The following is a 24,056-nucleotide window of genomic DNA, read 5'->3' as shown; positions in this document are numbered from 1 at the left end:
GACCGGATAAAATTCGCTGGATGGATTGGTAGGGCGGGTAAGCGCAGCGCACCCGCCAGTGATGCCATCCGCCATACATCACCGTCCCGCCGACTTCCTTTGATTAACCTCTTATAATGATGACAGGCGCGGTCGATAACCTGTTGATGCGCCTCGTCTCATGACACTCAGGAACTCTCATTGTAAGGAGAAGCCGTGTTAACGCTGTTACACCTGCTTTCTGCTGTGGCGCTGCTGGTCTGGGGCACACACATTGTGCGTACCGGCGTCATGCGCGTCTTCGGCGCGCGCTTGCGCAGCGTGCTTAGCCGCAGCGTGGAGAAAAAACCGCTCGCCTTCTGCGCGGGCATTGGCGTGACGGCGCTGGTGCAAAGCAGCAACGCCACCACGATGCTCGTCACCTCGTTTGTCGCGCAGGAGCTGGTGGCGCTCACGCCTGCGCTGGTTATCGTGCTCGGCGCCGATGTCGGGACGGCGCTAATGGCGCGCGTGCTGACGTTCGATCTCTCCTGGCTCTCGCCGCTGCTGATTTTCATCGGCGTCATCTTCTTTCTGGGCCGCAAGCAGACCCGCGCCGGGCAACTGGGACGCGTCGCCATCGGGCTTGGGCTGATCCTCCAGGCGCTGGAGCTTATCGTGCAGGCGGTCACGCCCATCACCAACGCCTCCGGCGTGCAGGTTATTTTCGCCTCGCTCACCGGCGATCTCATGCTCGATGCGCTGATCGGCGCCATGTTCGCCGTCATCAGCTATTCAAGCCTGGCGGCGGTACTGCTCACCGCCACGCTCACCGCCACGGATGTTATCTCGTTTGAGGTGGCGCTTTGTCTGGTGATCGGCGCGAACTTAGGCTCCGGCCTGCTGGCGATGCTCAACAACGGGGCCGCCAGCCCGGCGGCGCGACGCGTGGCGCTCGGCAGCCTGCTGTTTAAGCTGGTGGGCAGCCTGCTGGTGCTGCCTTTCGTACACCTGCTGGCGCAAACGCTGCATAAGCTGCCGCTGGAGGAGTCGGAGCTGGTCATCTACTTCCACGTTTTCTACAACCTCATCCGTTGTCTGGCGATGGTGCCGTTCGCGGGCTGGATGGCGCGGCTGTGCCAGCGCCTGATTGCCGATGCGCCGGAAACCGATCTGCGCATGAAGCCTCGCCATCTCGATCCCAGCGCCCTGGACACCCCGGCGCTCGGGCTTGCCAACGCGGCGCGCGAAACGCTGCGCATCGGCGATGTGCTGGAACAGATGCTGGAGGTCTACGGCAAGGTGATGCACGGCGAGCCGCGCCAGGAAAAGGCGCTGCGACGGCTTGCCGATGATGTCGACGTGCTTTATACCGCCATTAAGCTCTACATGGCGCGCATGCCGAAAGAAGACCTGGCGGAGGACGAAGCGAAGCGCTGGGCGGAAATCATTGAGATGTCGCTCAACCTTGAACAGGCGGCGGATATCCTGGAGCGCATGGGCAGCGAGGTGGCGGATAAATCCCTCGCCGCGCGCCGCGCGTTCTCGCCGGAAGGCGTCAAAGAGCTGGACACGCTGCTGAGCCAGCTTACCGCCAACCTGAAGCTGAGCCTGTCGGTCTTTTTCTCCGGCGATGTGCCGAGCGCCCGCCGCCTGCGGCGCTACAAGCATCGTTTCCGCATTCTTAACCGCCGCTATGCGCACGCGCACGTGGACCGGTTGCATCAGCAAAACGTGCAGAGCATCGAAACCAGCTCGCTGCATCTCGGGCTGCTTGGCGATATGAAACGCCTCAACTCGCTCTTCTGCGCCGTGGCTTACAGCATTCTGGAACAGCCGGACGACGATGAGGAAAGGCTGGAGGAGTAACCGGCAACCCGTTTCAGCGCTTACAAAAAACCTCGCCTGTGGCGAGGTTTTTTTATTTTGTCGTACAGGCTGGGCGCGCTGGCGTTAACGCCTGCCGCGCACCGGCGTGCTGGCGGACCACGAAAAGGTCGTTTCGCTGTCAGGTTTATACGCCTGCGCTTTTTTCTGTTTGCGGGTTTGTTTGGCGGCCAGTTCGCGCTGCGCCATCAGCTTGTCGATGTACTCTTTTTTAACGTGATTCGCTTCGGAATTGGTCAGCGGGCGGCCGTGAGCGATGCGGGCGCGGTCGAGCAGGGTTTTTAACTCGCGCTGTTCGCTTTCTGTCATCTCTTTCTGGGTCAGTCGGGGCAGGGACATGGTAGCGACTCCTCAGGGGGTGAGCCGCCAGTGTAGCGCAACGCCGCAGGCAACACAGTAACTACGCCCGGTTTTGCCGTGCTTATTTCATCCGGCGTCTCTGACGCTCTCCCAGCTCAGCCCGAAGCGCGCCAGATATTTACGCAGCCGGTCGGCATCGTTAGGGTTGGCCTTTTTCTGGCGTGAAACGGCAAACAGCGTGCGACCGGCATCGGAGAGCGAGGCGCTGCGCCTGCACACGGCGATCACCGCCGCCAGCTGATCTCTGTCGAAGAGATCAAGCGTTGCCGCATCAACAGGCAGCGCGGCGTCAGGGGCTGACCGCGGCTGCCAGCTCGCTTGCAGGCGGGCGATTTCCTCCTCCACCAGCGCGTCCGTGATGCGCCCCTGTTCAGCAAGCGTCGCCATGCGCGCCACCGAACTGCCCAGCTCGCGAAAGTTGCCCGGCCAGCGCGCCTGTGGCGAGCAGGCAAAGGCGAGGTAGGCCTCCCGCGCGGTTTTATCAAAGCGGATCTGCGCCTGTTGCTGGGCGGAGAAGCGTTGCAGCTCATACTCCACGTTGGGCGCGATATCCTCGCGCCGCTCGGCAAGGCCCGGCAGCGCGAACGACCACATATTAATACGCGCGTAGAGATCCTCGCGAAAACGCCCTTCGGCGACCCACGCTGGCATATCGCGATGCGTACCCGCGATCAGCTGAAAATCGCTCTGTACCTCTTTATCCGAGCCGAACGGGAAAAAGGTTTTTTCCTCAATGGCTTTGAGCAGCATCGCCTGTTCGTCGAGCCCCAGCTCGGCTATCTCATCAAGAAACAGCACGCCGCCATCGGCCTCGCGCAAAAGCCCTGGCCGCGCCTGCTGCGCGCCGGTAAACGCGCCTTTAACGTGGCCGAACAGCGTCGACATCGCGTTATCGCCACGAAGCGTCGCGCAGTTCACCGACACCAGCCGCCCCTGCACCAGGTGCCGCGCCTGACGCAGCTGGAAAATACGCGTTGCCAGAAACGATTTGCCCGCGCCGGTGGGCCCGGTCAGCAGGATGGGCGCGGTGGATCGCAGCGCCACGCGCTCGATCTGGTCGATCAGGCGGTTAAAGGTGGCGTTGCGGGTGTCGATGCCCGACTTCAGAAACGAGACCGACTGCTGCTGCTCGCGCTGAAAGCGGCTGGTGAGCGTCGCGTAGCGGCTTAAATCGAGATCGATAACCGAACTGGTGCCGATGGCTTTTTCGGCGTCCGTCACGTCGCGGTGGGCGGGACTGGTTTGCAGCAGACTCGCAGGCAGATAGCGGGCTTCCGTCAGCAGGAACCAGCAAATCTGCGCTACATGCGTGCCGGTGGTGATATGCACCAGATACTCTTCGTGGTCGGTATCAAACGTATAGCGCGTGGCGAAATCCAGCAGCGCGGCGTAGACCTCTTCGAAATCCCACGGGTCGTCCATCACGACGGTATGCGTGCGCACTTGCGTACCCGGCGAGACGGCGGCGATGTCTTCCGTGACCCGCTCGGCGAGCGACGCGTCGCGCGCCTGATGCAGCAGTTCAACGCGATCGACAGGCAAATCCGGCTGCTGGCACAGCGCAACAGAGGGCCGCCATTTCGTCCAGCGGTTGGCGCGTTTACCCCGCTGATCCAGTACCGTACCCAGCATGCCAATCACCACCCGACGTTTTTGCATTGCTTATCCTTAAAGATAAATACCGATAATTATGGATAAATCATAGCGTTTTTCAGGTGAACCGTCCCGACAGATTTGAAAAATTTAATTCATAAAAATCAACAAATTAAAAAATTATTTTTCCCTTAACTGAAACTGGCACGCTTCTGGCAAAGATTAGCTCGTCATCACGCTGGATATGCAGGGGTTAAAGACCCCGCCGGCGCACCGGGAACGGTAATACGTTATCCAGGGGGCGTTCCGCCAGACATGACGTGGAAAACTTTCGGTTTATCAGGTTCGACTCCTGAACATGCTTTTCTCCTCCCAGAGAAACGATCTCAGCAGTACCCCGGCGGTCGGGTGGTTAACGACCGCCACACGCTGACGCCGGTAACGGCGCCGGGCGGCAGGCAGAAAAGACCAGAGCAGCGGTTGCTTCCCCCTTTCGCTTCGCGCCGTTATTCGCGCCAGCTTTAACAGTAAGGGATAAAAATGAATAACAAACTGACGATTCGTAAAGGCCAGCTGGGCTTACTGGCAAAACAGGGCGACTTTTATCAGGTGCTGGAAGCGGGCGAGCATCGCCTGCCGTGGTTTAACAAACCGGAGGTGACCGTGGTCGCGCTGAACAGCGGCGACGTGGCGCCTGAGCTTGCCGACTATCTGCGCCGTTTTCAGCCAGAATGGGTAGAGCGTTATTGCCTGGCGGTCGATACCGCCGATAACGAAACGGCGGCGCTGTGGCGCAACAATGTGCTGGTGGAGATTATCCCGCCGGGCGCGCGTCGTCTCTTCTGGCGTGATGGCGATAGCCTGCGCGCCGTGACTATCGACACCCGCGATGTCCAGGTGCCGACGGAGATCATGAACGCGGTATTGCAGCCGCGCGGTCGCGACGCGGCGGTGAAGGGCCGCGATGCGCTCCTTACCGTCAACGTACCGGCGTGGCACGTGGGCGTGCTGAAAATCGACGGGGTGACCCAGCCGCTGCTGCCGCCAGGCTTGAGCGCATACTGGAAAATCAACCATCTGGTGGAAGCCGAAGTGGTGGATACGCGCCTCCAGGCGATGGAAGTCTCCGGTCAGGAGATCCTGACCAAAGATAAAGTGAACCTGCGCATTAACCTCGGCGCGAACTGGCGTTATCAGGACGTGTTGCAGGCGTACAGCCAGCTCACCAAACCGCTGGAGCACTTATACCGCGAATTACAGTTCGCCCTGCGCGAGGCGGTCGGCACCCGCACGCTCGATGAACTGCTGGAAAACAAGCAGGTCATCGACGACGTGGTGAGCGCGCAGGTGATTGCCCGAATGGCGCCGTTCGGCATCGAAGTCGCGTCAACCGGCGTAAAAGACATAGTGCTGCCGGGCGACATGAAAACGATTTTATCGCGGCTGGTGGAGGCGGAAAAATCCGCGCAGGCGAATGTTATCCGCCGCCGTGAAGAGACCGCCGCGACCCGTTCGCTGCTGAACACCGCGAAGGTGATGGAAAACAACCCGGTCGCCCTGCGACTGAAAGAACTCGAAACCCTGGAGAAAGTGGCGGAGCGTATCGATAAGATCTCCGTTTTCGGCGGCCTGGATCAGGTGCTGCAGGGTCTGGTACAGATTAAAGGAGTATGAAAATGAGCGAGAACCACTATCAGACGCTGGCGCAGGCTAACGGCGCACCGGTAAAAATGTGGACGCACGGCGTGCCGGTAGAGCCGGAAGCGCGCGAGCAACTCCTGAAAACGGCGAAGATGCCTTTTATCTTTAAACATCTGGCGGTGATGCCGGATGTGCATCTGGGGAAAGGCTCGACCATCGGCAGTGTGATCCCGACCAAAGGGGCGATTATCCCGGCGGCGGTGGGTGTCGATATCGGCTGCGGGATGATCGCGGTACGCACCTCGCTTGTCGCGCGCGATCTGCCGGATAACCTGAGCGGGCTGCGCAGCGCTATCGAACGGGCCGTGCCGCACGGGCGTAACGTCGGCCACGGTAAGCGCGATCACGGGTCGTGGTCGAACACGCCGCAGGATGTGGATAACCACTGGGCGACGCTCGCGCCGCGCTTTAAGCGCCTGACCGATAAATACCCCAACCTGCTGAAAACTAATAACCATCAGCACCTGGGAACGCTCGGTACCGGTAACCACTTTATCGAAATCTGTCTTGATGAGCAGGAGCGCGTCTGGGTGATGCTGCACAGCGGGTCGCGCGGCGTGGGTAACGCCATCGGCACGCACTTTATCGGGCTTGCCCAGAAAGATATGCAGCGCCATATCGCTAATTTGCCTGACCGCGACCTCGCGTATTTTGAAGAGGGAAGCAAACACTACGCCGATTACATCGAGGCGGTAGAGTGGGCGCAGGATTTCGCCCGTCAGAACCGTGAAGTGATGATGAATCGCGTGCTGGCCGCGCTGTCCGCCATCATCACGAAGCCGTTTATGACGCAGCAGGAGGCCGTGAACTGCCACCATAACTACGTGCAGAAGGAGACGCACTTTGGTGAGGAGATTCTGGTCACGCGTAAAGGCGCGGTGTCGGCGCAGAAAGGGCAGATGGGGATCATCCCAGGCTCGATGGGCGCGAAAAGCTTTATCGTGCGCGGGCTGGGTAATGAAGAGAGCTTCTGCTCATGCAGCCACGGCGCCGGGCGTACCATGAGCCGTACCGCGGCGAAAAAACGCTTCACGGTGGAAGATCAGATCCGCGCCACGGCGCACGTGGAGTGCCGTAAAGACAGTGACGTCATTGACGAAATCCCGATGGCGTATAAAGACATCGAGGCCGTGATGGCCGCCCAGTCATCGCTGGTGGAAATTGTGCATACGCTGCGTCAGGTCGTGTGCGTTAAGGGATAATTTTAAGGAAAACAACATGGAACTGAACGGCGTAGACGCCGCCATGCGCGAGCGCGTGCGGCAGGTGTTAAGCGAAGTGGAAGAAAAGTATGGCGTGAAGGTGCTTTACGCCTGTGAGTCGGGCAGTCGGGGCTGGGGCTTTGCCTCGCCGGACAGCGACTATGACGTGCGCTTTCTCTATGTGCATCCGCCCGCGTGGTATTTACGAGTTGATGCGCCGCGCGATGTCATCGAACTGCCGATAGACGATACGCTCGACGTCTGCGGCTGGGAGTGGCGCAAAGCGCTCGGGCTGCTCAAGCGTGCGAACCCGACGCTTATCGAGTGGCTCGATTCGCCCGTCGTCTATCAGCAGGATGAAACCGCCATCGCTGCGCTGCGCGAACAGGTGCCGCTGTGGTTCTCCGCCGAGCGGGCGCGCTGGCACTACTACTCGATGGCGCGCAAAAACTTTCACAGCTATTTGCAGGGCGAGCAGGTGCGGCTGAAGAAATATTTTTACGTGCTGCGCCCGCTGCTGGCGGTGCGCTGGATAGAAGCAGGCAAGGGCGCGCCGCCGATGCGTTTTGTCGACTTACTGGATGGCACGGTGGACAATCCGCTGCTGCGTGACGACATCGACGTACTGCTGGCGAGAAAACAGCGGGCGGACGAGGCCGAGTATGGCGCGGCGATGCCGCGGATACACGCGTTCATCGCCGCAGAGCTCGCGCGCGGTGAAATCCCGCCCGACCTGCCGCACAGCGAAAAAGCGCAGGCGAGTCTGTTAGATAAGCTGCTGTATGAAACGGTAATGGCCTGACGATGTCAGGCCATTTTTTTCTTATTCAAACAGATTGTGATGCAGCTTCTGCACGACCTGCTCGGCTTCGTGGCCCGGCACCAGGAAGCAAAGGTTATGGCTGGATGCGCCGTAACAAATCATGCGGATGTTGAACGGCTCCATCACGCCAAACACTTCTTTACCCACGCCGCAGGCTTTAGAGAGATCGTTGCCAATCAGCGCCACCAGCGCCAGGTTCTCTTCCACTTCCACGCGGCAGAGCGAGGAGAGCTCGGTCAACAGCGCCTGGGTGAGCAGCGTATCGCCGGTTGAGGTCGAGCCGGTGGTGTCGAGCGTCAGCGCCACGCTCACTTCCGAGGTGGTTATCAGATCGACCGAAATATTGTGCCGCGCCAGGATGCTGAACACCTCCGCGAGGAAACCGCGCGAGTGCAGCATGTTGAGGCTGTGGAGCGTGAGCAGCGTCTGTTTACGGCGCAGCGCCAGCGCGCGGAACAGCGGCGGGTGCGTGGTTTTGTTGCACACCAGCGTGCCGCCCGCTTGCGGATCTTTGCTGGAGCCGACAAACACCGGAATATCGCTGCGCACCGCCGGCAGCAGGGTCGCCGGGTGCAGCACTTTGGCGCCGAAGGTCGCCATCTCGGCGGCTTCTTCAAAGGCGATTTCATCAATGCGTTTCGCGGCAGGCACCACGCGCGGGTCGGTGGTGTAGATGCCCGGCACGTCCGTCCAGATATCGACGCGGCGCGCCTGTAACGCCTCGGCGAGCAGGGCGGCGGTATAGTCGCTGCCGCCGCGGCCAAGCGTGGTGGTGCGTCCTTTGGCTTCGCTGCCGATAAACCCTTGCGTGATGACCAGTCCTTGCGCCAGGCGCGGCGCGAGCTGCTGTGCGCAGAGTTCGGCGAGGGCCGCGACATCCGGCTCGGCGCGGCCAAAACGGTCGCTGGTGCGCATCACTTTACGCACGTCGAACCACTGCGCCTGCATGTCACGTTCGCGGAGGATCTCGACAAACAGCAGCGTGGACATGAGTTCGCCGTGACTGACCAGCTCGTCGGTCAGCGCCGTAGAGGTGGCAAGCGACGCGGCTTCCGAAAGGGTGGCGATGTTTTCCAGCAGACGGTCGATCTCTTCACGGATAACCGCCGGGTTTTGCAGGCGTTCCAGGATGTCGTACTGAATTTTGCGGATGGCGTCGAGCTTTACAAAGCGCTCGGTCGCTTCCAGCCCTTCGGCCAGCGCCACCAGCAGATTAGTGATGCCAGCGGAGGCGGAAAGCACCACCAGGCGGACCTTGCCATCGTCCAGGACGACATCGGCGCTGCGGTTCATGGCGTCGAAATCCGCCACGCTGGTGCCGCCAAATTTAGCGACCACTAAAGAATTTGTCATAACTACCTCGTGTCAGGGAGCCATCCGTGATGGCACAACGTTTATCAGCCATGGCACAAGGAGAGAGCGGTAAGGGGGCGGACGCAGACGGGAAAAACCACAACCACATTCACCCAGAAGCGCTCCACCTTGCGAAGCGTCCGACTGCGGGCGCTTCGGGTGACAACCCAGGGGATTCAGCCCCTGCAGTCGATAGCGAACGTTGCCAGACGCCGCGCTACCTCGGCGTCGCTCCCCATTACGTGTGGTCGCAGGACTGGCTCCTTGCACACGCTACCTGGGCGACGCGCCTCTTCCGGCGATACTCTGCGCCTTTCGTCCTGCTGCGGCGTTGGCTTTCCTCGCTCACCCCAGTCACATACCTTTGTATGCTCCCGGGGATTCGCTGCGTCGCCGCCTTGCGGCAAAACGAAATGCTGGAGTATCGGTTTTGTTCAGACTGAGCGTGCGTTCGCTTTCTCGCTTACCGCCTTGCCACATCCCGAACTATTTTGGAAAACAGCGACTCATTGCTATTTGTTTTCCCGCAGCGTTGGCTTTCCTCGCTCACCCCAGTCACATACCTTTGTATGCTCCTGAGGATTCGCTGCGTCGCCGCCTTGCGGCAAAACGAAATGCTGGAGTATCGGTTTTGTTCAGACTGAGCGTGCGTTTGCTTTCTCGCTTACCGCCTTGCCACATCCCGAACTATTTTGGAAAACAGCGACTCATTGCTATTTGTTTTCCCGCGGCATGTCTGGCCTGGCAAAACGAAATGCTGGAGTATCGGTTTTCAGCTATTTCAGGTTTCCATGTATTGCGCCTGAAACACTATAAAATTGTCCGGCAGATGGCGCGCAGCGCGCATCGTAGCGGGACGTATTCATAAATAAAGGTTTGGCCGGGGGATTGTCAACGATACGGTCATGGGGATTTTTCATGTTACGCGGCCTGCCAGGAAAATAACTTATAACGGCTATACTTTGCTCTGGTCTCTGGGAAGGCTTGCGTCCGGCCTTATGATAAAAATCATCACAATTTCAGCGACTGGCGCTACAATCGACCGCAGTCACGATTCTCAAATCACAAGAGTATTGCTATGAAAAACATCAACCCAACGCAGACTTCTGCCTGGCAGGCACTACAGAATCACTTTGACGCCATGAAAGAGGTCACGATCGCTGAGCTCTTCGCCAACGACGCCGACCGCTTCAGTAAATTCTCTGCCACCTTCAATGATTTGATGCTGGTGGACTACTCCAAAAACCGCATCACCGAAGAAACGCTCAGCAAACTGCTGGATCTCGCAAAAGAGACCGATCTGGCGGGCGCTATCAAATCCATGTTCTCCGGCGAGAAGATTAACCGCACCGAAGACCGCGCCGTGCTGCACGTCGCGCTGCGCAACCGCAGCAACACGCCTATTCTGGTGGACGGCAAAGACGTCATGCCGGAAGTGAACGCCGTACTGGAGAAAATGAAAAAATTCTCCGAAGCGATTATCTCTGGCGAATGGAAAGGCTATACCGGTAAACCTATTACTGACGTGGTAAACATCGGTATCGGCGGCTCTGACCTCGGCCCGTTCATGGTGACCGAAGCGCTGCGTCCGTACAAAAACCACCTGAACATGCACTTCGTCTCTAACGTCGATGGCACTCACATCGCCGAAGTGCTGAAAAACGTGAACCCGGAATCCACGCTGTTCCTGGTCGCCTCCAAAACTTTCACCACCCAGGAAACCATGACCAACGCCCACAGCGCGCGTGACTGGTTCCTGAACACGGCCGGTGATGAAAAACACGTGGCGAAGCACTTCGCGGCGCTTTCCACTAACGCCAAAGCGGTCGGCGAGTTCGGTATCGACACCGCCAATATGTTTGAATTCTGGGACTGGGTCGGCGGCCGTTACTCCCTGTGGTCGGCGATTGGCCTGTCCATTATTCTGTCTGTCGGTTACGACAACTTTGTCGAGCTGCTCTCCGGCGCGCACGCGATGGACCAGCACTTCTCCACCACCGCGCTCGACAAAAACCTGCCGGTGCTGCTGGCGCTGATTGGCATCTGGTACAACAACTTCTTTGGCGCGGAAACCGAAGCGATCCTGCCGTACGACCAGTACATGCACCGTTTCGCGGCGTACTTCCAGCAGGGCAACATGGAATCCAACGGCAAATACGTTGACCGCAACGGCAACGCCGTGGATTACCAGACTGGCCCGATTATCTGGGGCGAGCCGGGCACCAACGGCCAGCACGCGTTTTACCAGCTGATCCACCAGGGCACCAAGCTGGTGCCGTGCGATTTCATCGCGCCGGCTATCACGCATAACCCGCTCTCTGACCACCATCCGAAGCTGCTGTCTAACTTCTTCGCCCAGACCGAGGCGCTGGCGTTCGGTAAATCCCGCGAGGTCGTGGAGCAGGAATTCGCCGCGCAGGGCAAAGATCCGAAAACCCTCGATCACGTGGTGCCGTTTAAAGTGTTCCAGGGCAACCGCCCGACCAACTCCATTCTGCTGCGCGAGATAACGCCATTCAGCCTGGGCGCGCTGATTGCGCTCTACGAGCACAAAATCTTCACCCAGGGCGCAATCCTGAACATCTTCACCTTCGACCAGTGGGGCGTGGAGCTTGGCAAGCAGCTCGCTAACCGCATCCTGCCGGAGCTTGGCGATGAGAAAGCGATCGACAGCCATGACAGCTCGACCAACGGCTTAATTAACCGTTATAAAGCCTGGCGCGGCTGAGAGCAGCAGCCCTGAAAAATAAGCGTAATGATGCCGGCAATATGCCGGCATTTTTTTCTCAGATAAATCTTGTTGTCCGCCGTCTTCCCGCTACTCTTTAATCTTGAGGTTAATCCGAAAATCGCCGCGCCCGGCTTACGCACGCCGGAAGGGTTTCAGATAAACCGGATAAACATCTTGCAGGTATATATTATAACAAATTGAAAAATATGCGATTTATATAAAATTCATTATGCCATCTCGCGTTATTTGTCTAATTATCCTAAAACCCTGTGCCTATTTCCCTGTGTCGTAAACCGACAGGGGTTGTTGTGTATACTCGGAAGCGCCTGAAAATCTTTTCGGGTAAATCTCCATTCATTCAATGAAGGGAAATTGATATGAAGAAAATCCTTAGTGGCGTTTTCGCCATTGCAGCGCTGGGCGCTGCTGCCTCAGCCCAGGCTGAACCGGTTAGCGTCGGTGAAGCGGCAGGCTCGGCAGCAACCTCCGTGTCGGTGGGCAGCTCCAGCGCCACCGCGTCAAGCACTGTAGGGTCGGTAGTCGGTGTGGCGCTTGCCGCCACCGGCGGCGGTGATGGTTCCAATACCGGTACCACCACTACCACCACCACCAGCACCACCCAGTAAACCCTTCGGGGGCTTTAACCATAACCACACTACGGTGTGGTTATTTTGACTTTTTTTGGGGAAATATCGTGAAGCGACTCGCGATTGTGTTGATGTGCCTGATGCTCCAGGCCTGCTCCACCACCACCAGGGAACTCGGCAATTCACTCAGGCAAAGTATCTTCGGCCCGGATGGCGTGCAGCTCACGGATGAAGATATCCAGAATATGCCCTACGCCAGCCAGTACATGACGCTGAATAATGGCCCGCAGCTTTTTGTGGTGCTCGCGTTTTCTGAGAATGGCCAGCAAAAATGGGTTACGCAGGACCGTGCGACCATCGTGACGCAGCATGGCCGCGTCGTGAAAACCTTAAGCCTCGCCGACAATCTTATCGACATCAATAACGTGGCCGCCGACCCGCTGGCGCACGCGAACCAAATTATCGACGGCGCCACCTGGACGCGCACGATGGGCTGGACCGAGCGCCATCAGGTGCGTTACGCCACCGCGCGTTCCACTTTTACCTGGGACGGCACCGACACGCTGAACGTGGGCAGCGACACGACGACCGTGCGCGTGCTGGATGAAGAAGTGACCACCGACGCGGCCACCTGGCATAACCGCTTCTGGGTGGACAGCGAAGGGCAGATTCGTCAGTCAAAACAATATCTGGGTGCGGGCTATTTTCCCATCACCACTATTCTGTTGAAGGCAGCGAAATAATGAAAACCACTCTTATCGCTTCGCTGATATTTAGCCTCGGCAGCTTTTCCGCTTTCGCCGACGGCACCATTACCGTTTATCGGGACCATGCACAGCCGCTAAAAGTCTCCGGCGCGAAACATCTCGCCGATCTAGTTTCTCAACCGCAGTTAGCCGGCAGCTGGTGGCTGGGCGCGGTTATCAGCGAACGTCAGGCAAGCGTTGAAGCGCAGGCGAAGCATCAGGTGCTGTTAAGCCGCCTGGCGTCACTGGCCGCCGAAGAGGGCGGCGAAGACGGCGCGGCGATTAACCGCGTGCGCCAGCAGTTGCAGGCTATGAAAGTGACGGGTCGTCAGCGCGTGATCCTCGATCCTGACCGGGTGCGGGTGCGTGCGAAAAACAACCCGCCGCTGGAAGGCGACTATGAGCTATGGGTCGGCCAGCAGCCATCCACCATTACGCTCGCAGGTCTGGTCAGCTCGCCTGGCAAGAAAATTTTTACCCCCGGCAAGCCGGTGACCGATTACCTCGATGAAGTCAGCCGTCTGAGCGGCGCTGAGCGCAGCTACGCCTGGCTTATTCAGCCAACCGGGCGCGTGGAAAAAGTGCCGGTAGCCTACTGGAATAAACGCCACGTCGAACCGATGCCCGGCAGCATCCTGTACGTCGGCTTTGCCGACCATACGTTTACCTCAGCGTATGACGGGCTGAACGAGCAAATCATCTCCTCTCTGACGCATCGGATACCGGATTAATGAAAAAACATCACTACTTCAGCCTGCTGGCGCTGGCGGTCGCTTGCGGCTGTCATGCCGAAACGTATCAGGCGCCTGTTGGCCCCTCGCAGACCGATTTTGGGGGCGTGGGCCTGCTGCAGACGCCGACGGCGCGTATGGCGCGCGAAGGCGAGCTCAGCCTTAACTATCACGACAACGACCAGTATCGTTACTACTCGGCGTCTATTCAGCTGTTCCCGTGGCTCGAAACCACGCTGCGCTATACCGACGTGCGTACCCGCGAATACTCCAACGTGGAGTCGTTCTCCGGTAACCAGACCTATAAAGATAAAGCATTCGATCTCAAGCTGCGTCTGTGGGAAGAGGGCTACTGGCTGCCGCAGGTGGCGGTGGGCGCGCGCGATATCGGCGGTACGGGGCTGTTTGATGCCGAATACCTGGTCGCCAACAAAGCCTGGGGCCCGTTTGATTTTTCACTCGGGCTCGGCTGGGGCTATCTCGGCACCAACGGCAACGTGAAAAACCCGTTCTGCCAGTATGACGACAAATTCTGCTATCGCGACCCGAGCTACCAGCGCGCGGGCTCTATTGACGGCAGCACGATGTTCCACGGCCCGGCCGCGATTTTCGGCGGCGTCGAATACCAGACCCCGTGGCAGCCGCTGCGCCTGAAGCTGGAGTATGAAGGCAACAACTACACCCAAGACTTCGCGGGCAAAATCGATCAGAAGAGCAAGTTCAACGTCGGCGCTATCTACCGCGTCGCCGACTGGGCGGACGTTAACCTGAGCTACGAGCGCGGCAACACGGTGATGTTCGGCTTTACGCTGCGCACCAACTTTAACGATCTACGCCCGTCGTATAACGATAGCCGTCGCCCGGAGTATGATCCGCAGCCGCAGGATGCGATGCTGCAGCACAGCGTGGTGGCCAATCAGCTCACCTCGCTGAAATATAACGCCGGGCTTAACAACCCGCAGATTCAGGTCAAAGGCGACACCCTCTATGTGACCGGCGAGCAGTATAAATATCGCGACTCGCGCGAAGGCATCGAGCGCGCCAACCGTATCATCATGAACGACCTGCCGGAAGGCGTGAACCGCATCCGGGTGACCGAAACGCGGCTGAACATGCCGCAAGTGACGACGGAAACCGACGTGGCGAGCCTCAGGCACCATCTCGAAGGCGAGCCGCTCGGCCATGAAACCCAACTGGTGCAGCAGCGCGTCACGCCGGTTGAGGCAGAAAACCCGGAGCAGGGCTGGTATATCGAGAAGTCGCGCTTTAACTTTTCGATAAACCCGGTGCTGAACCAGTCCATCGGCGGCCCTGAAAACTTCTACATGTACCAGCTCGGCCTGATGGGCACCGCCGATCTGTGGCTGACCGACCATCTGCTGACGACAGGCAGCGTATTTGTGAACCTGGCGAATAACTACGACAAGTTCAGCTACACCAACCCGAAAGACAATTCGCCGCTGCCGCGCGTGCGTACCCGCGTGCGTGAATATGTTGAAAACAACTATTACGTTAACAACATGCAGGCGAACTACTTCCAGCATCTGGGCGGCGACTTCTACGGTCAGGTCTACGCGGGTTATCTGGAAACCATGTACGCGGGCGCGGGTGCCGAAGTGTTGTGGCGTCCGGTGGACAGCAACTGGGCGTTCGGCGTCAACGGCAACTATGTGAAGCAGCGTGACTGGACCAGCCCGCAGAACATGATGAAGTTCACCGATTACAGCGTGAAAACCGGGCATCTGACCGCCTACTGGACACCGCCATTCGCGCAGGACGTGTTGTTTAAAGCGAGCGTCGGCCAGTATCTGGCGGGCGATAAAGGCGGCACGCTTGAGGTGATGAAACATTTCGACAGCGGGATCGTGGTGGGCGCGTACGCGACCATCACCAACGTCTCGCCGGAAGAGTACGGCGAAGGGGATTTCACCAAGGGCGTGTATGTGTCCGTGCCGTTTGATCTCTTTACCACCAGCCCGACCCGCAGCCGCGCGGCCATCGGCTGGACGCCGCTCACCCGCGACGGCGGCCAGATGCTGGGCCGTAAATTTGATCTCTATAGCATGACCAGCGATAAGAGCCTGAACTTCCGTTAAAGGTACGGCAGATGTAGGGGGCGGTGGGCGCGCTGCGCTTACCGCCGTTACAAGGTTGTTCGTGTGGGATGGCGGGTGCGCTTAACCACCATACGGTTGAGATGTCGTAGGGCGGGTAAGCGTAGCGCACCCGCCACGCGATTTACCGCTTACAACCGCCGCAACAACCGCGCCGGATTCCCGGCGTACACGCCTTTCTCGGTGATGGGCTTCGTCACCACGCTGCCTGCGCCAATCACCGCACCGCTGCAAATCGACTCTGCGAGGATCGTCGCACCGCTACCAATCGAGACGTTATCGCCAATGGTTATCCGCACCCAGTGGTCGCTGTTCGGGTCTGGCTTGCCGTCACGGAACATATCGTTGGCGAACATCACCCCGTGACCGATAAAACAATCCTCGCCAATGGTCACAGACTCGCAGATAAACGTATGCGACTGCACCCGCGTGCCGCGGCCAATGCGCGTATAGCGCTGGATCTCCACAAACGGGCCGATAAATACCCCGTCGCCCAGCTCGCACTCATACAGGTTGGCGGGGTGATAAATCATCACGTCGCGCCCCACCACGACATCACTCACCCGCGCCTCGCGCATTTTCGGCGTATTTCCGAACATCACGCACGCTCCCGCTCAAGACGAGCGACAATCTGCGCCAGTGCGGCGCGTGGGCTGGTGAGCAATTTGGGGTGGCTGAAGTAACGCGCCGCGCCCGCCATCGAAGCCTGGGCCAGCGCCACGCAGCCTGCGCCGCGCGCGAATGCCTGCTCAGCGGCCCCGGCGACACGCTGGTGAAAGGCGTCATGCTGGCCGCTCTGGAACAGCGTCCAGGCGTCGGGAATAAGCTCTACGGCCAGCGGTGTGGTGGGCGACAGCGTGGCGCGAAACAGCGCTGCGGTCGGGTGAAGCGTGGTCGGCGCGGCGCACAGCACCACCACGGGCTGCCCGGCGGTGGACGCCGCCTGCGCCAGCGCGCGGTCCACGCGCATGATGCCCGGATCCTGGCTCAGGAAATCAGCAGCGGAGCCGAGCGTCGAGCAGGTAAGCAGGACCACATCGGCATCGGTACGCAACTGCGCCAGCGCGGCGATGGTCTCTTTTTCAATCTCTGGCGTCACACCGCCCGCGGCCTGCGCCTGTTCGAGCAGGTGCGGCATGACCTCGTGGGTTAGGGCGTCTTGCGCAAGACTCAGCGAGCGGGCGGCTTCATCAAACACCGCGACGTTACTTTGCGCCGTATGCAGGCAGGCTATTTTCATTCTCTTTCCCTGTCGTCAGTAAGCGTTAACGCGACCGTTAACGGTACGCAGGCCCGTCGGGCGCTGCAAAATCTGAACCCTTGAGTATAGACCCCGTCGCGCGCTTCGTGGCGGCGCGCGCGGACAATAAAAAAGGCGGCCCGCAGGCCGCCGAAACAAACATCAAGTCAGGGATACAATGGATCTACAGTGGCAAAAAAAATGATGAAGAGGGTTAGCCTTTCACGCCGCCCGCCGTCAGGCCGCTCACCAGCCAGCGCTGCGCCAGCAGGAAGACGACGGTAATCGGGATCGCGGACAGCACGGCCGCCGCGGCGAAATCGCCCCACAGGTAGTTTTGCGGGTTGAGATATTGCTGCATGCCCACCGCCAGGGTGTAGCTGTCCACATCGCGCAGCAGCAGCGAGGCGACCGGCACTTCGGTGATGGCGCCGATAAACGACAGAATAAACACCACCGCCAGAATCGGCACCGAGAGCGGCAGCAGCACCAGACGGAACGCCTGCCACGGCGTCGCGCCGTCCAGCGCCGCTGCTTCTTCCAGCGAGCCGTCGATCGTTTCGAAGTAGCCTTTGATGGTCCAGACATGCAGCGCGATACCGCCCAGATAGGCGAAGATCACGCCGCCGTGGGTGTTGAGCCCGATAAACGGAATGTACTGACCCAGGCGGTCAAACAGCGCATAGAGCGCCACCAGCGACAGCACCGCCGGGAACATCTGGAAAATCAGCATACCTTTCAGCAGCGCGCCCTTGCCCGGAAAGCGCATACGGGCGAAGGCGTAGGCGCAGGTGGTGGAGAGCGCCACGATGCCAGCTGCGGTGATCCCGGCGATTTTCACCGAGTTCCACAGCCATAACAGCACCGGGAACGGCGGCGGCGTTACGCGGCCATCGGCATGCTCGACGCTAAACCCGAGCGCGAGACGCCAGTGCTCCCAGGAGATCTGGTCCGGGATCAGGCTGCCGGTGGCAAAGTTGCCGGGGCGCAGCGAAATCGCCACGACCATCAACAGCGGAAACATAATGGCGGCGATAAAGGCCAGCAGCAGCAGATGCGTGGCCAGCAGACGCAGCTTCTGCGATTTCGGTTGAACCATAGCCATGTGAAGTCTCCTTAATCAAACTTAATGCGCGTGGCTTTGAGGTTCACCACCGCCAGCGCACCGACCAGCAGGAAGATCAGCGTGGCGATCGCCGCCGCAAGGCCGAAGTCCTGTCCGCCGCCGCCTTCAAAGGCGATACGCCAGGTGTAGCTCACCAGCAGGTCGGTATACCCCGCAGGCGTCGTCGTGCCGATGCGGTCCGGGCCGCCGTTGGTCAACAGCAGGATCAGCACGAAGTTATTAAAGTTAAACGCGAAGCTTGCAATCATCAGCGGCGTCAGCGGTTTGATGAGCAGCGGGAACGTTATCTTAAAGAAGTTCTGGAACGGGCCTGCGCCGTCCATCGCCGAGGCTTCATACAGATCGTCCGGAATCGCCTTCAAAAGGCCCATGCAGAGGATCATCATGTACGGATAACCAAGCCAGGTGTTGACGATGATTATCATGGCGCGCGCCGTGGTCGGGTCGGTAAACCAGGCCGGTTTGATGCCGAACAGCGCGCTCAGCATCATGTTGATCTCCCCGAAACTCTGGTTGAACAACCCTTTGAAAATCAGAATCGAGATAAACGATGGCACCGCGTAGGGCAGGATCAGCAGCACGCGATAGATGGCTTTGCCCTTGAGCGATTCCCACTGGACAAGACACGCCAGCACCATGCCGACCGCCACCGTCAGCACGACGGTCAGCGCCGCGAATACGATGGTCCAGACGAAGATGGCCATAAAGGGCTTCTGGATGCCATCATCGGCGAAAACGCGTAAAAAGTTGTCCCAGCCGATGGAAACGGTGTAACCGGGGCTGAGCTTTTCATCGCCCCACTGGCCATCGGCATTAATGGCCTGGTAGAAGCCGATGTCGTTATTCGGGCGATATTTCACGCCGCTCTGGTTATTCGTGAGCGTGCCGTCATCGGCGAGCGTGTAGAGCGGGCGGGTGCCGGAGAACTGGCGCAGCGAACTCATAACGAGCTGGCTGGCGTCCGGCAGTTCCGCGGTGAGCTGGGTCAGCGCCTGGCGGTTCTGGGTGATGACGCGAAGCGTCGCGCGCTCGCCTTCCGGCAGGGCAGGCGCGGCGGTGAGCTTGAGTTTCTGCTCGCCGCCGAATTTAAACGGCTCAGAGACGAAGTATTTGCCGCCAGCGCCGTCGGTCAGCGCCAGACGCCACTGTTCGCCTGAAGGGTAAAGGCCGAAGGTGTAGCTGTCGCCCGCCTGATATTTACGGTCCATCAGCACCTGACGCGCGCGCTCCTGGGTGAGCTGGTTGGTGCTGCTGTAGTTGGTAAAGGCGATGGCGATGGTGCAGGCCAGCGGAAAGAGGACGAACAGCCCCATGCCCGCAAGGCCCGGGTAGATATAACGCCACGCGTAGGCACGGCGATTAGCGAAAATATAGAGGCCAACCGAGCTTAAAATCAGCGTCATGATGGCGAACAGGTACTCCCCCTGCGCGTACATTAAAACGACAAGGTAACCCACCAGTAAGCCCAGCAGACCCATCGCCGACCATTTCAGCGCGTCGCTTTGCCACCAGCGTTTCTTTTTAATGACATCCATGGGGATCTTCCTCAACAACGGTGAAAACGTAGGTGTGGCCGTGCCACGATGTAACGCTTTGCATGCTGTGATGGGTACGTTGGCTTACCCACCGGTTTTTGTTGGTGGGTACGCTTCGCTTACCCACCGTAAATCTCTGCAATTGTTTTTGTAGGGCGGGTAAGCAAAGCGCCACCCGCCGTTTTCCATTAAGAATTACTTCGCAATACGGCCCTGCGCGTCTTTCAGCGCTTCGTCAACGGTCTGGCGACCGGTTACGGCGTTGATGACCGCAGTACGAACGGCATACCAGAACGCAGACATCTGCGGCACGTTCGGCATGATTTCACCGGTTTTCGCGTTCGCCATCGTGGCGGCGATGCGCGGATCTTTCTCCAGTTTCTCCTGGTAGGATTTCAGCGCGACGGCGCCCAGCGGTTTGTCTTTATTCACCGCTTCCAGACCTTGATCGGTCAGCAGGTAGTTTTCCAGAAACTCTTTCGCCAGCTCTTTGTTCGGGCTGGCGGCATTAATGCCGGCGCTCAGCACGCCCACGAACGGTTTAGACGGCTTGCCTTTGAAGGTCGGCAACTGGGCGACGCCGTAGTTCACCTTGCTCTTGTCGATGTTCGCCCACGCCCACGGACCGTTAATGGTCATGGCGGTGTCACCCTTGTTGAACGCGCCTTCCGCGATGGAGTAATCGGTGTCGGCGTTCATGTGTTTATCTTTGATAAGCTGAACCAGGAAATTCAGACCCGCTTTCGCGCCCGCGCTGTCCACACCGACGTTTTTCACGTCATATTTGCCGTTCTCAAACTTAAACGCGTAACCGCCGTCGGCTGCGATAATCGGCCATGTGAAGTACGGTTCCTGGAGGTTAAACATCAGCGCGCTCTTGCCTTTCGCTTTCAATTCTTTATCCAGTTTCGGGATCTCTTCCCAGGTCTTAGGCGGGTTCGGCACCAAATCTTTGTTGTAAATCAGCGACAGGGATTCCACCGCCACCGGGTAGGCGATGATTTTGCCGTTATAGCGCACCGCGTCCCAGGTGAAAGGATAGAGTTTGTCCTGGAAGGCTTTCTCCGGCGTGACTTCTGCCAGCAGGCCAGACTGCGCGTAACCACCAAAACGGTCGTGAGCCCAGAAGATGATGTCCGGACCGTCGCCCGTCGCGGCGACCTGCGGGTATTTCTCTTCCAGCTTGTCCGGATGCTCAACGGTGACTTTGATGCCGGTGTCCTGTTCAAACTTCTTACCCACTTCGGCCAGGCCGTTATAGCCTTTATCGCCGTTGATCCAGATAACCAGCTTACCTTCTTCAATTTTGGCCAGAGCAGAGGCAGAAAAGAGCGCCGTCGTCAGCGCGGAGAGGGCGAGGAGGCGTACGCCGCTTTTAATTTTCATAACTCCTATCCTTTTAGTGGTTTGCGCGTGGATACACGTGTTGGCTTTACCTTTACCAGTCTGGGCATCTGACAAGCGCTTCTCATCCTCCTTTCCTCTACGCCCCACCGCCTCGTAATGTGATCTGGGTTACATAAGTAGAATTTATGTGGTCTGGCGCACAGAAAACCGCTGCGTTTTTTGCCGTCCACATCACGAAAATCGCCGCGGGCCGCCCGGCGTCGGGACTGCCGCCAACCCCTCATCCTCCCGTCTCCTCCCCCATAAAAAAGCCGGGGGTGGAGGATGGCCCGGCCTCGCGCAGGGCGCATAGTGCCGTCAACGTGGTTTTCCCCCGCGAGAGGCGGGTGAAGTAGACAAGGGAGAAGGGAATGGCAGGCGTTCAGCTTCGCAACGTAACAAAAGCCTGGGGCGAGGTGGTGGTGTCGAAGGATATCAATCTCGACATTACCGAAGGCGAGTTTGTCGTGTTTGTCGGGCCGTCGGGCTGCGGTAAATCAACGCTGCTGCGTATGATTGCCGGGCTTGAGACCATCACCAGCGGCGATTTGCATATCGGCGGCAAGCGTATGAATGACGTGCCGCCCGCCGAGCGCGGCGTGGGGATGGTGTTTCAGTCTTATGCGCTCTATCCGCATTTGTCGGTTGCTGAAAACATGTCCTTTGGCCTGAAGCTGGCCGGCGCACGCAAAGAGGCTATCAACCAGCGCGTCACGCAGGTGGCCGAGGTGTTGCAGCTGGCGCACCTGCTGGATCGCCGCCCGAAAGCCCTCTCTGGCGGTCAGCGTCAGCGCGTGGCGATTGGCCGTACGCTGGTGGCGGAGCCGTCTGTCTTCCTGCTTGATGAGCCGCTTTCTAACCTTGACGCCGCGCTGCGCGTACAGATGCGCATAGAGATCTCCCGTCTTCATAAGCGCCTTAAGCGCACCATGATTTACGTCACCCATGATCAGGTCGAAGCGATGACGCTTGCCGACAAAATCGTGGTGCTGGACGCAGGCCGCGTCGCCCAGGTCGGCAAGCCGCTTGAGCTTTATCACTATCCGGCGGATCGCTTCGTCGCGGGCTTTATTGGCTCGCCGAAGATGAATTTCCTGCCGGTGAAAGTCACCGCCACCGCCATCGATCAGGTGCAGGTGGAGCTGCCGAACCGCCAGCTGGTCTGGCTGCCGGTAGAGAGTGCCCAGGTTCAGGTGGGCGCCAATATGTCTCTTGGCATCCGTCCGGAACACCTCCTGCCGAGCGATATCGCCGACGTTACCCTCGAAGGCGAAGTGCAGGTGGTCGAGCAGTTAGGTCATGAAACTCAGATTCACATCCAAATCCCTGCTCTGCGTCAGAACCTGGTTTACCGCCAGAATGACGTCGTGCTGGTAGAAGAGGGCGCCACATTCGCTATCGGCTTGCCGCCGGAGCGTTGTCATCTTTTTCGGGAAGATGGCACCGCCTGTCGTCGGTTGCATAAAGAGCCGGGCGTTTAAGCGCCCCCGATTACAAAGAAAAGCAAAAGATCTCAGGAGATAGAATGATGATAACTCTGCGTAAACTCCCTCTGGCTGTGGCCGTCATGGCGGGTATCTTCGCCGCGCAGGCCTCTGCGGTGGACTTCAAAGGTTATGCCCGTTCCGGCATTGGCTGGACCGGTAGTGGCGGCGAACAGCAGTGCTTCCAGGCAACGGGTGCGGGTTCTAAATACCGTCTGGGTAACGAATGCGAAACCTATGCGGAACTTAAATTCGGTCAGGAAGTGTGGAAAGAGGGCGACAAGAGCTTCTACTTCGATACTAACGTGGCGTACTCCGTTGCTCAGCAAAATGACTGGGAAGCCACCAGCCCGGCGTTCCGTGAAGCTAACGTGCAGGGTAAAAACCTGATCGATGCGCTGCCGGGTTCAACCATCTGGGCCGGTAAACGATTCTATCAGCGTCACGATGTTCACATGATCGACTTCTACTACTGGGATATCTCTGGCCCGGGCGCAGGTATTGAAAATGTCGATCTGGGCTTTGGTAAGCTCTCTGTTGCGGCAACCCGTTCCTCTGAAGCTGGCGGTTCGGCCACCTTCCAAAGCGACAGCATTTATGATTACAACAAGAGCACGGCTAACGACGTCTTTGACGTACGTTTAGGTAGCCTGGAATTGAACCCGGGCGGCACGCTGGAACTCGGTGTGGACTATGGCCGTGCCAACGCGCGTGACGACTACTATCTTGCTGACGATGCGACCAAAGACGGCTGGATGTTCACCGCTGAACACGTTCAGACCATCGGTACTGGCTTCAACAAATTTGTTGTTCAGTATGCGACAGATGCGCTGACCTCTCAGGGCAAAGGCCTGTCTCAGGGCTCCGGCATTGGCATCAGCGACACCGATCCTAAATTTGCGTATGCCCAGAACAACAACGGCCACATGCTGCGTTTGATCGACCACGGCTCAATTTCCATGGGCGATCGCTGGGACATGATGTATGTCGGTATGTACCAGGATATCGACTGGGATAACAACAACGGCACCCGCTGGTGGACCGTGGGTGTGCGCCCGATGTTCAAATGGACGCCTATCATGAGCACCCTGCTGGAAGTTGGCTATGACAACGTGAAATCCCAGCGTACTGACGAAACCAACAACCAGTACAAAATCACCCTGGCGCAACAGTGGCAGGCAGGCGACAGCATCTGGTCTCGTCCGGCGCTGCGCGTGTTCGCAACCTATGCGAAGTGGGATGAAAAATGGGGCTATGACCGTGAAGGTAACCCGAGCAACAACGCCAACTATGGCTACGCAGTTAAAGATGGCTTTAACGGCGGCAGCTTCGGCCGCGGCGACAGCGACGAGTGGAGCTTCGGCGCCCAGATGGAAATCTGGTGGTAATCACGCGTTATCGTAGTAACAAGGGGGGCGAAAGCCCCTCTTACCCCTCATTGAAAGTACCGATTTTCGGGAAACGCGCTATTGCCTGGCTACCGTTTCCCTTTCCACCCG

20 protein-coding genes and 1 riboswitch are annotated in these 24,056 nt (G+C 58.7%); of the genes, 12 read left to right on the top strand and 8 right to left on the bottom strand.

Annotated elements, in window-relative coordinates; genetic code table 11:
* The first annotated feature begins 195 nt into the window (after positions 1 to 195).
* Positions 196 to 1,827 carry a Na/Pi cotransporter family protein gene (locus AFK67_RS18575; protein ID WP_007709142.1) on the top strand — a complete coding sequence of 544 codons (1,632 nt, stop codon included), beginning with the start codon at positions 196 to 198 and terminating at the stop codon, positions 1,825 to 1,827.
* An 84-nt stretch (positions 1,828 to 1,911) separates the two neighbouring features.
* Here AFK67_RS18575 and AFK67_RS18570 read toward each other — a convergent pair whose 3' ends face one another.
* Positions 1,912 to 2,184, bottom strand: a complete 273-nt coding sequence (locus AFK67_RS18570) for a YjbD family protein (RefSeq protein ID WP_007709147.1) — start codon at positions 2,182 to 2,184, stop codon at positions 1,912 to 1,914.
* An 87-nt stretch (positions 2,185 to 2,271) separates the two neighbouring features.
* Entirely contained in the window at positions 2,272 to 3,864 is a 1,593-nt protein-coding gene (gene rtcR, locus AFK67_RS18565; RefSeq protein ID WP_007709149.1) for an RNA repair transcriptional activator RtcR, read from the bottom strand.
* A 474-nt stretch (positions 3,865 to 4,338) separates the two neighbouring features.
* Here rtcR and AFK67_RS18560 point away from each other — a divergent pair, with 474 nt between their 5' ends.
* From AFK67_RS18560 to AFK67_RS18550, 3 genes are read left to right on the top strand one after another with little or no spacing between them, the layout of a single operon-like run.
* Positions 4,339 to 5,472, top strand: coding sequence for a slipin family protein (locus AFK67_RS18560; RefSeq protein ID WP_038884588.1), 1,134 nt, complete (start codon positions 4,339 to 4,341; stop codon positions 5,470 to 5,472).
* A gap of 2 nt (positions 5,473 to 5,474) precedes the next feature.
* Positions 5,475 to 6,701, top strand: coding sequence for an RtcB family protein (locus AFK67_RS18555; protein WP_007709167.1), 1,227 nt, complete (start codon positions 5,475 to 5,477; stop codon positions 6,699 to 6,701).
* Positions 6,702 to 6,717: 16 nt separating this feature from the next.
* Positions 6,718 to 7,503, top strand: a complete 786-nt coding sequence (locus AFK67_RS18550; RefSeq protein WP_007709169.1) for a nucleotidyltransferase domain-containing protein — start codon at positions 6,718 to 6,720, stop codon at positions 7,501 to 7,503.
* 21 nt (positions 7,504 to 7,524) lie between these two features.
* Here the strand turns inward: AFK67_RS18550 and lysC are convergent, their stop codons facing one another.
* On the bottom strand, positions 7,525 to 8,877 hold the full coding sequence (lysC, locus tag AFK67_RS18545) for a lysine-sensitive aspartokinase 3 (RefSeq protein WP_007709172.1): 1,353 nt from the start codon (positions 8,875 to 8,877) through the stop codon (positions 7,525 to 7,527).
* Positions 8,878 to 8,986: 109 nt separating this feature from the next.
* A riboswitch (Lysine riboswitch) is annotated at positions 8,987 to 9,180 on the bottom strand.
* A gap of 127 nt (positions 9,181 to 9,307) precedes the next feature.
* On the opposite strand from lysC, the gene AFK67_RS23100 reads away from it, so the two are divergent.
* The 6 genes from AFK67_RS23100 (at position 9,308) to AFK67_RS18515 (ending at position 15,768) form a co-directional block, all read left to right on the top strand.
* Entirely contained in the window at positions 9,308 to 9,745 is a 438-nt protein-coding gene (locus AFK67_RS23100; RefSeq protein ID WP_155885897.1) for a hypothetical protein, read from the top strand.
* A gap of 210 nt (positions 9,746 to 9,955) precedes the next feature.
* The gene (gene pgi / locus AFK67_RS18535) at positions 9,956 to 11,605 is read left to right on the top strand and encodes a glucose-6-phosphate isomerase (protein ID WP_007709178.1); all 1,650 of its coding nucleotides are present in this window, start codon (positions 9,956 to 9,958) and stop codon (positions 11,603 to 11,605) included.
* Between the two features lie 380 nt (positions 11,606 to 11,985).
* Positions 11,986 to 12,234, top strand: coding sequence for an exopolysaccharide production protein YjbE (yjbE, locus tag AFK67_RS18530; protein WP_007709184.1), 249 nt, complete (start codon positions 11,986 to 11,988; stop codon positions 12,232 to 12,234).
* A gap of 68 nt (positions 12,235 to 12,302) precedes the next feature.
* Positions 12,303 to 12,938 carry a YjbF family lipoprotein gene (locus AFK67_RS18525; protein ID WP_007752870.1) on the top strand — a complete coding sequence of 212 codons (636 nt, stop codon included), beginning with the start codon at positions 12,303 to 12,305 and terminating at the stop codon, positions 12,936 to 12,938.
* Positions 12,938 to 13,672: a capsule biosynthesis GfcC D2 domain-containing protein gene (locus tag AFK67_RS18520; RefSeq protein ID WP_007733637.1), complete on the top strand. Its 735-nt coding sequence runs from the start codon at positions 12,938 to 12,940 to the stop codon at positions 13,670 to 13,672. The genes AFK67_RS18525 and AFK67_RS18520 overlap by 1 nt, the downstream gene beginning before the upstream one ends.
* Positions 13,672 to 15,768: a YjbH domain-containing protein gene (locus tag AFK67_RS18515; protein WP_007733636.1), complete on the top strand. Its 2,097-nt coding sequence runs from the start codon at positions 13,672 to 13,674 to the stop codon at positions 15,766 to 15,768. The genes AFK67_RS18520 and AFK67_RS18515 overlap by 1 nt, the downstream gene beginning before the upstream one ends.
* Positions 15,769 to 15,917: 149 nt before the next feature.
* On the opposite strand, the gene AFK67_RS18510 is transcribed toward AFK67_RS18515, so the two are convergent.
* The 5 genes from AFK67_RS18510 to malE all read right to left on the bottom strand — a co-directional run bounded on the left by AFK67_RS18510 (position 15,918) and on the right by malE (position 21,073).
* Positions 15,918 to 16,385 (bottom strand): acyltransferase, encoded by a 468-nt coding sequence (locus tag AFK67_RS18510; protein WP_007733635.1) that lies wholly within the window; start codon positions 16,383 to 16,385, stop codon positions 15,918 to 15,920.
* Positions 16,385 to 17,026: a hypothetical protein gene (locus AFK67_RS18505; RefSeq protein ID WP_007733634.1), complete on the bottom strand. Its 642-nt coding sequence runs from the start codon at positions 17,024 to 17,026 to the stop codon at positions 16,385 to 16,387. The genes AFK67_RS18510 and AFK67_RS18505 overlap by 1 nt, the downstream gene beginning before the upstream one ends.
* Positions 17,027 to 17,240: 214 nt before the next feature.
* Positions 17,241 to 18,131 (bottom strand): maltose ABC transporter permease MalG, encoded by an 891-nt coding sequence (gene malG / locus AFK67_RS18500; protein ID WP_004387533.1) that lies wholly within the window; start codon positions 18,129 to 18,131, stop codon positions 17,241 to 17,243.
* Between the two features lie 11 nt (positions 18,132 to 18,142).
* Positions 18,143 to 19,687 (bottom strand): maltose ABC transporter permease MalF, encoded by a 1,545-nt coding sequence (gene malF / locus AFK67_RS18495; RefSeq protein WP_007733630.1) that lies wholly within the window; start codon positions 19,685 to 19,687, stop codon positions 18,143 to 18,145.
* A gap of 195 nt (positions 19,688 to 19,882) precedes the next feature.
* Positions 19,883 to 21,073, bottom strand: coding sequence for a maltose/maltodextrin ABC transporter substrate-binding protein MalE (gene malE / locus AFK67_RS18490; RefSeq protein ID WP_007733627.1), 1,191 nt, complete (start codon positions 21,071 to 21,073; stop codon positions 19,883 to 19,885).
* A gap of 371 nt (positions 21,074 to 21,444) precedes the next feature.
* Here malE and malK point away from each other — a divergent pair, with 371 nt between their 5' ends.
* Together malK and AFK67_RS18480 are read left to right on the top strand one after the other, a co-directional pair.
* A complete protein-coding gene (malK, locus tag AFK67_RS18485) occupies positions 21,445 to 22,554 on the top strand; it encodes a maltose/maltodextrin ABC transporter ATP-binding protein MalK (RefSeq protein ID WP_007667583.1) in 1,110 nt (369 codons plus the stop codon).
* 44 nt (positions 22,555 to 22,598) lie between these two features.
* Positions 22,599 to 23,945, top strand: a complete 1,347-nt coding sequence (locus AFK67_RS18480) for a maltoporin (protein WP_038884584.1) — start codon at positions 22,599 to 22,601, stop codon at positions 23,943 to 23,945.
* Positions 23,946 to 24,056 lie beyond the last annotated feature (111 nt).

The organism is Cronobacter dublinensis subsp. dublinensis LMG 23823 (genome assembly GCF_001277235.1).
Lineage (GTDB): Bacteria > Pseudomonadota > Gammaproteobacteria > Enterobacterales > Enterobacteriaceae > Cronobacter > Cronobacter dublinensis.
Note: the sequence above shows the minus strand (reverse complement) of the source record. Positions and strands in the feature narration are given on the sequence as shown.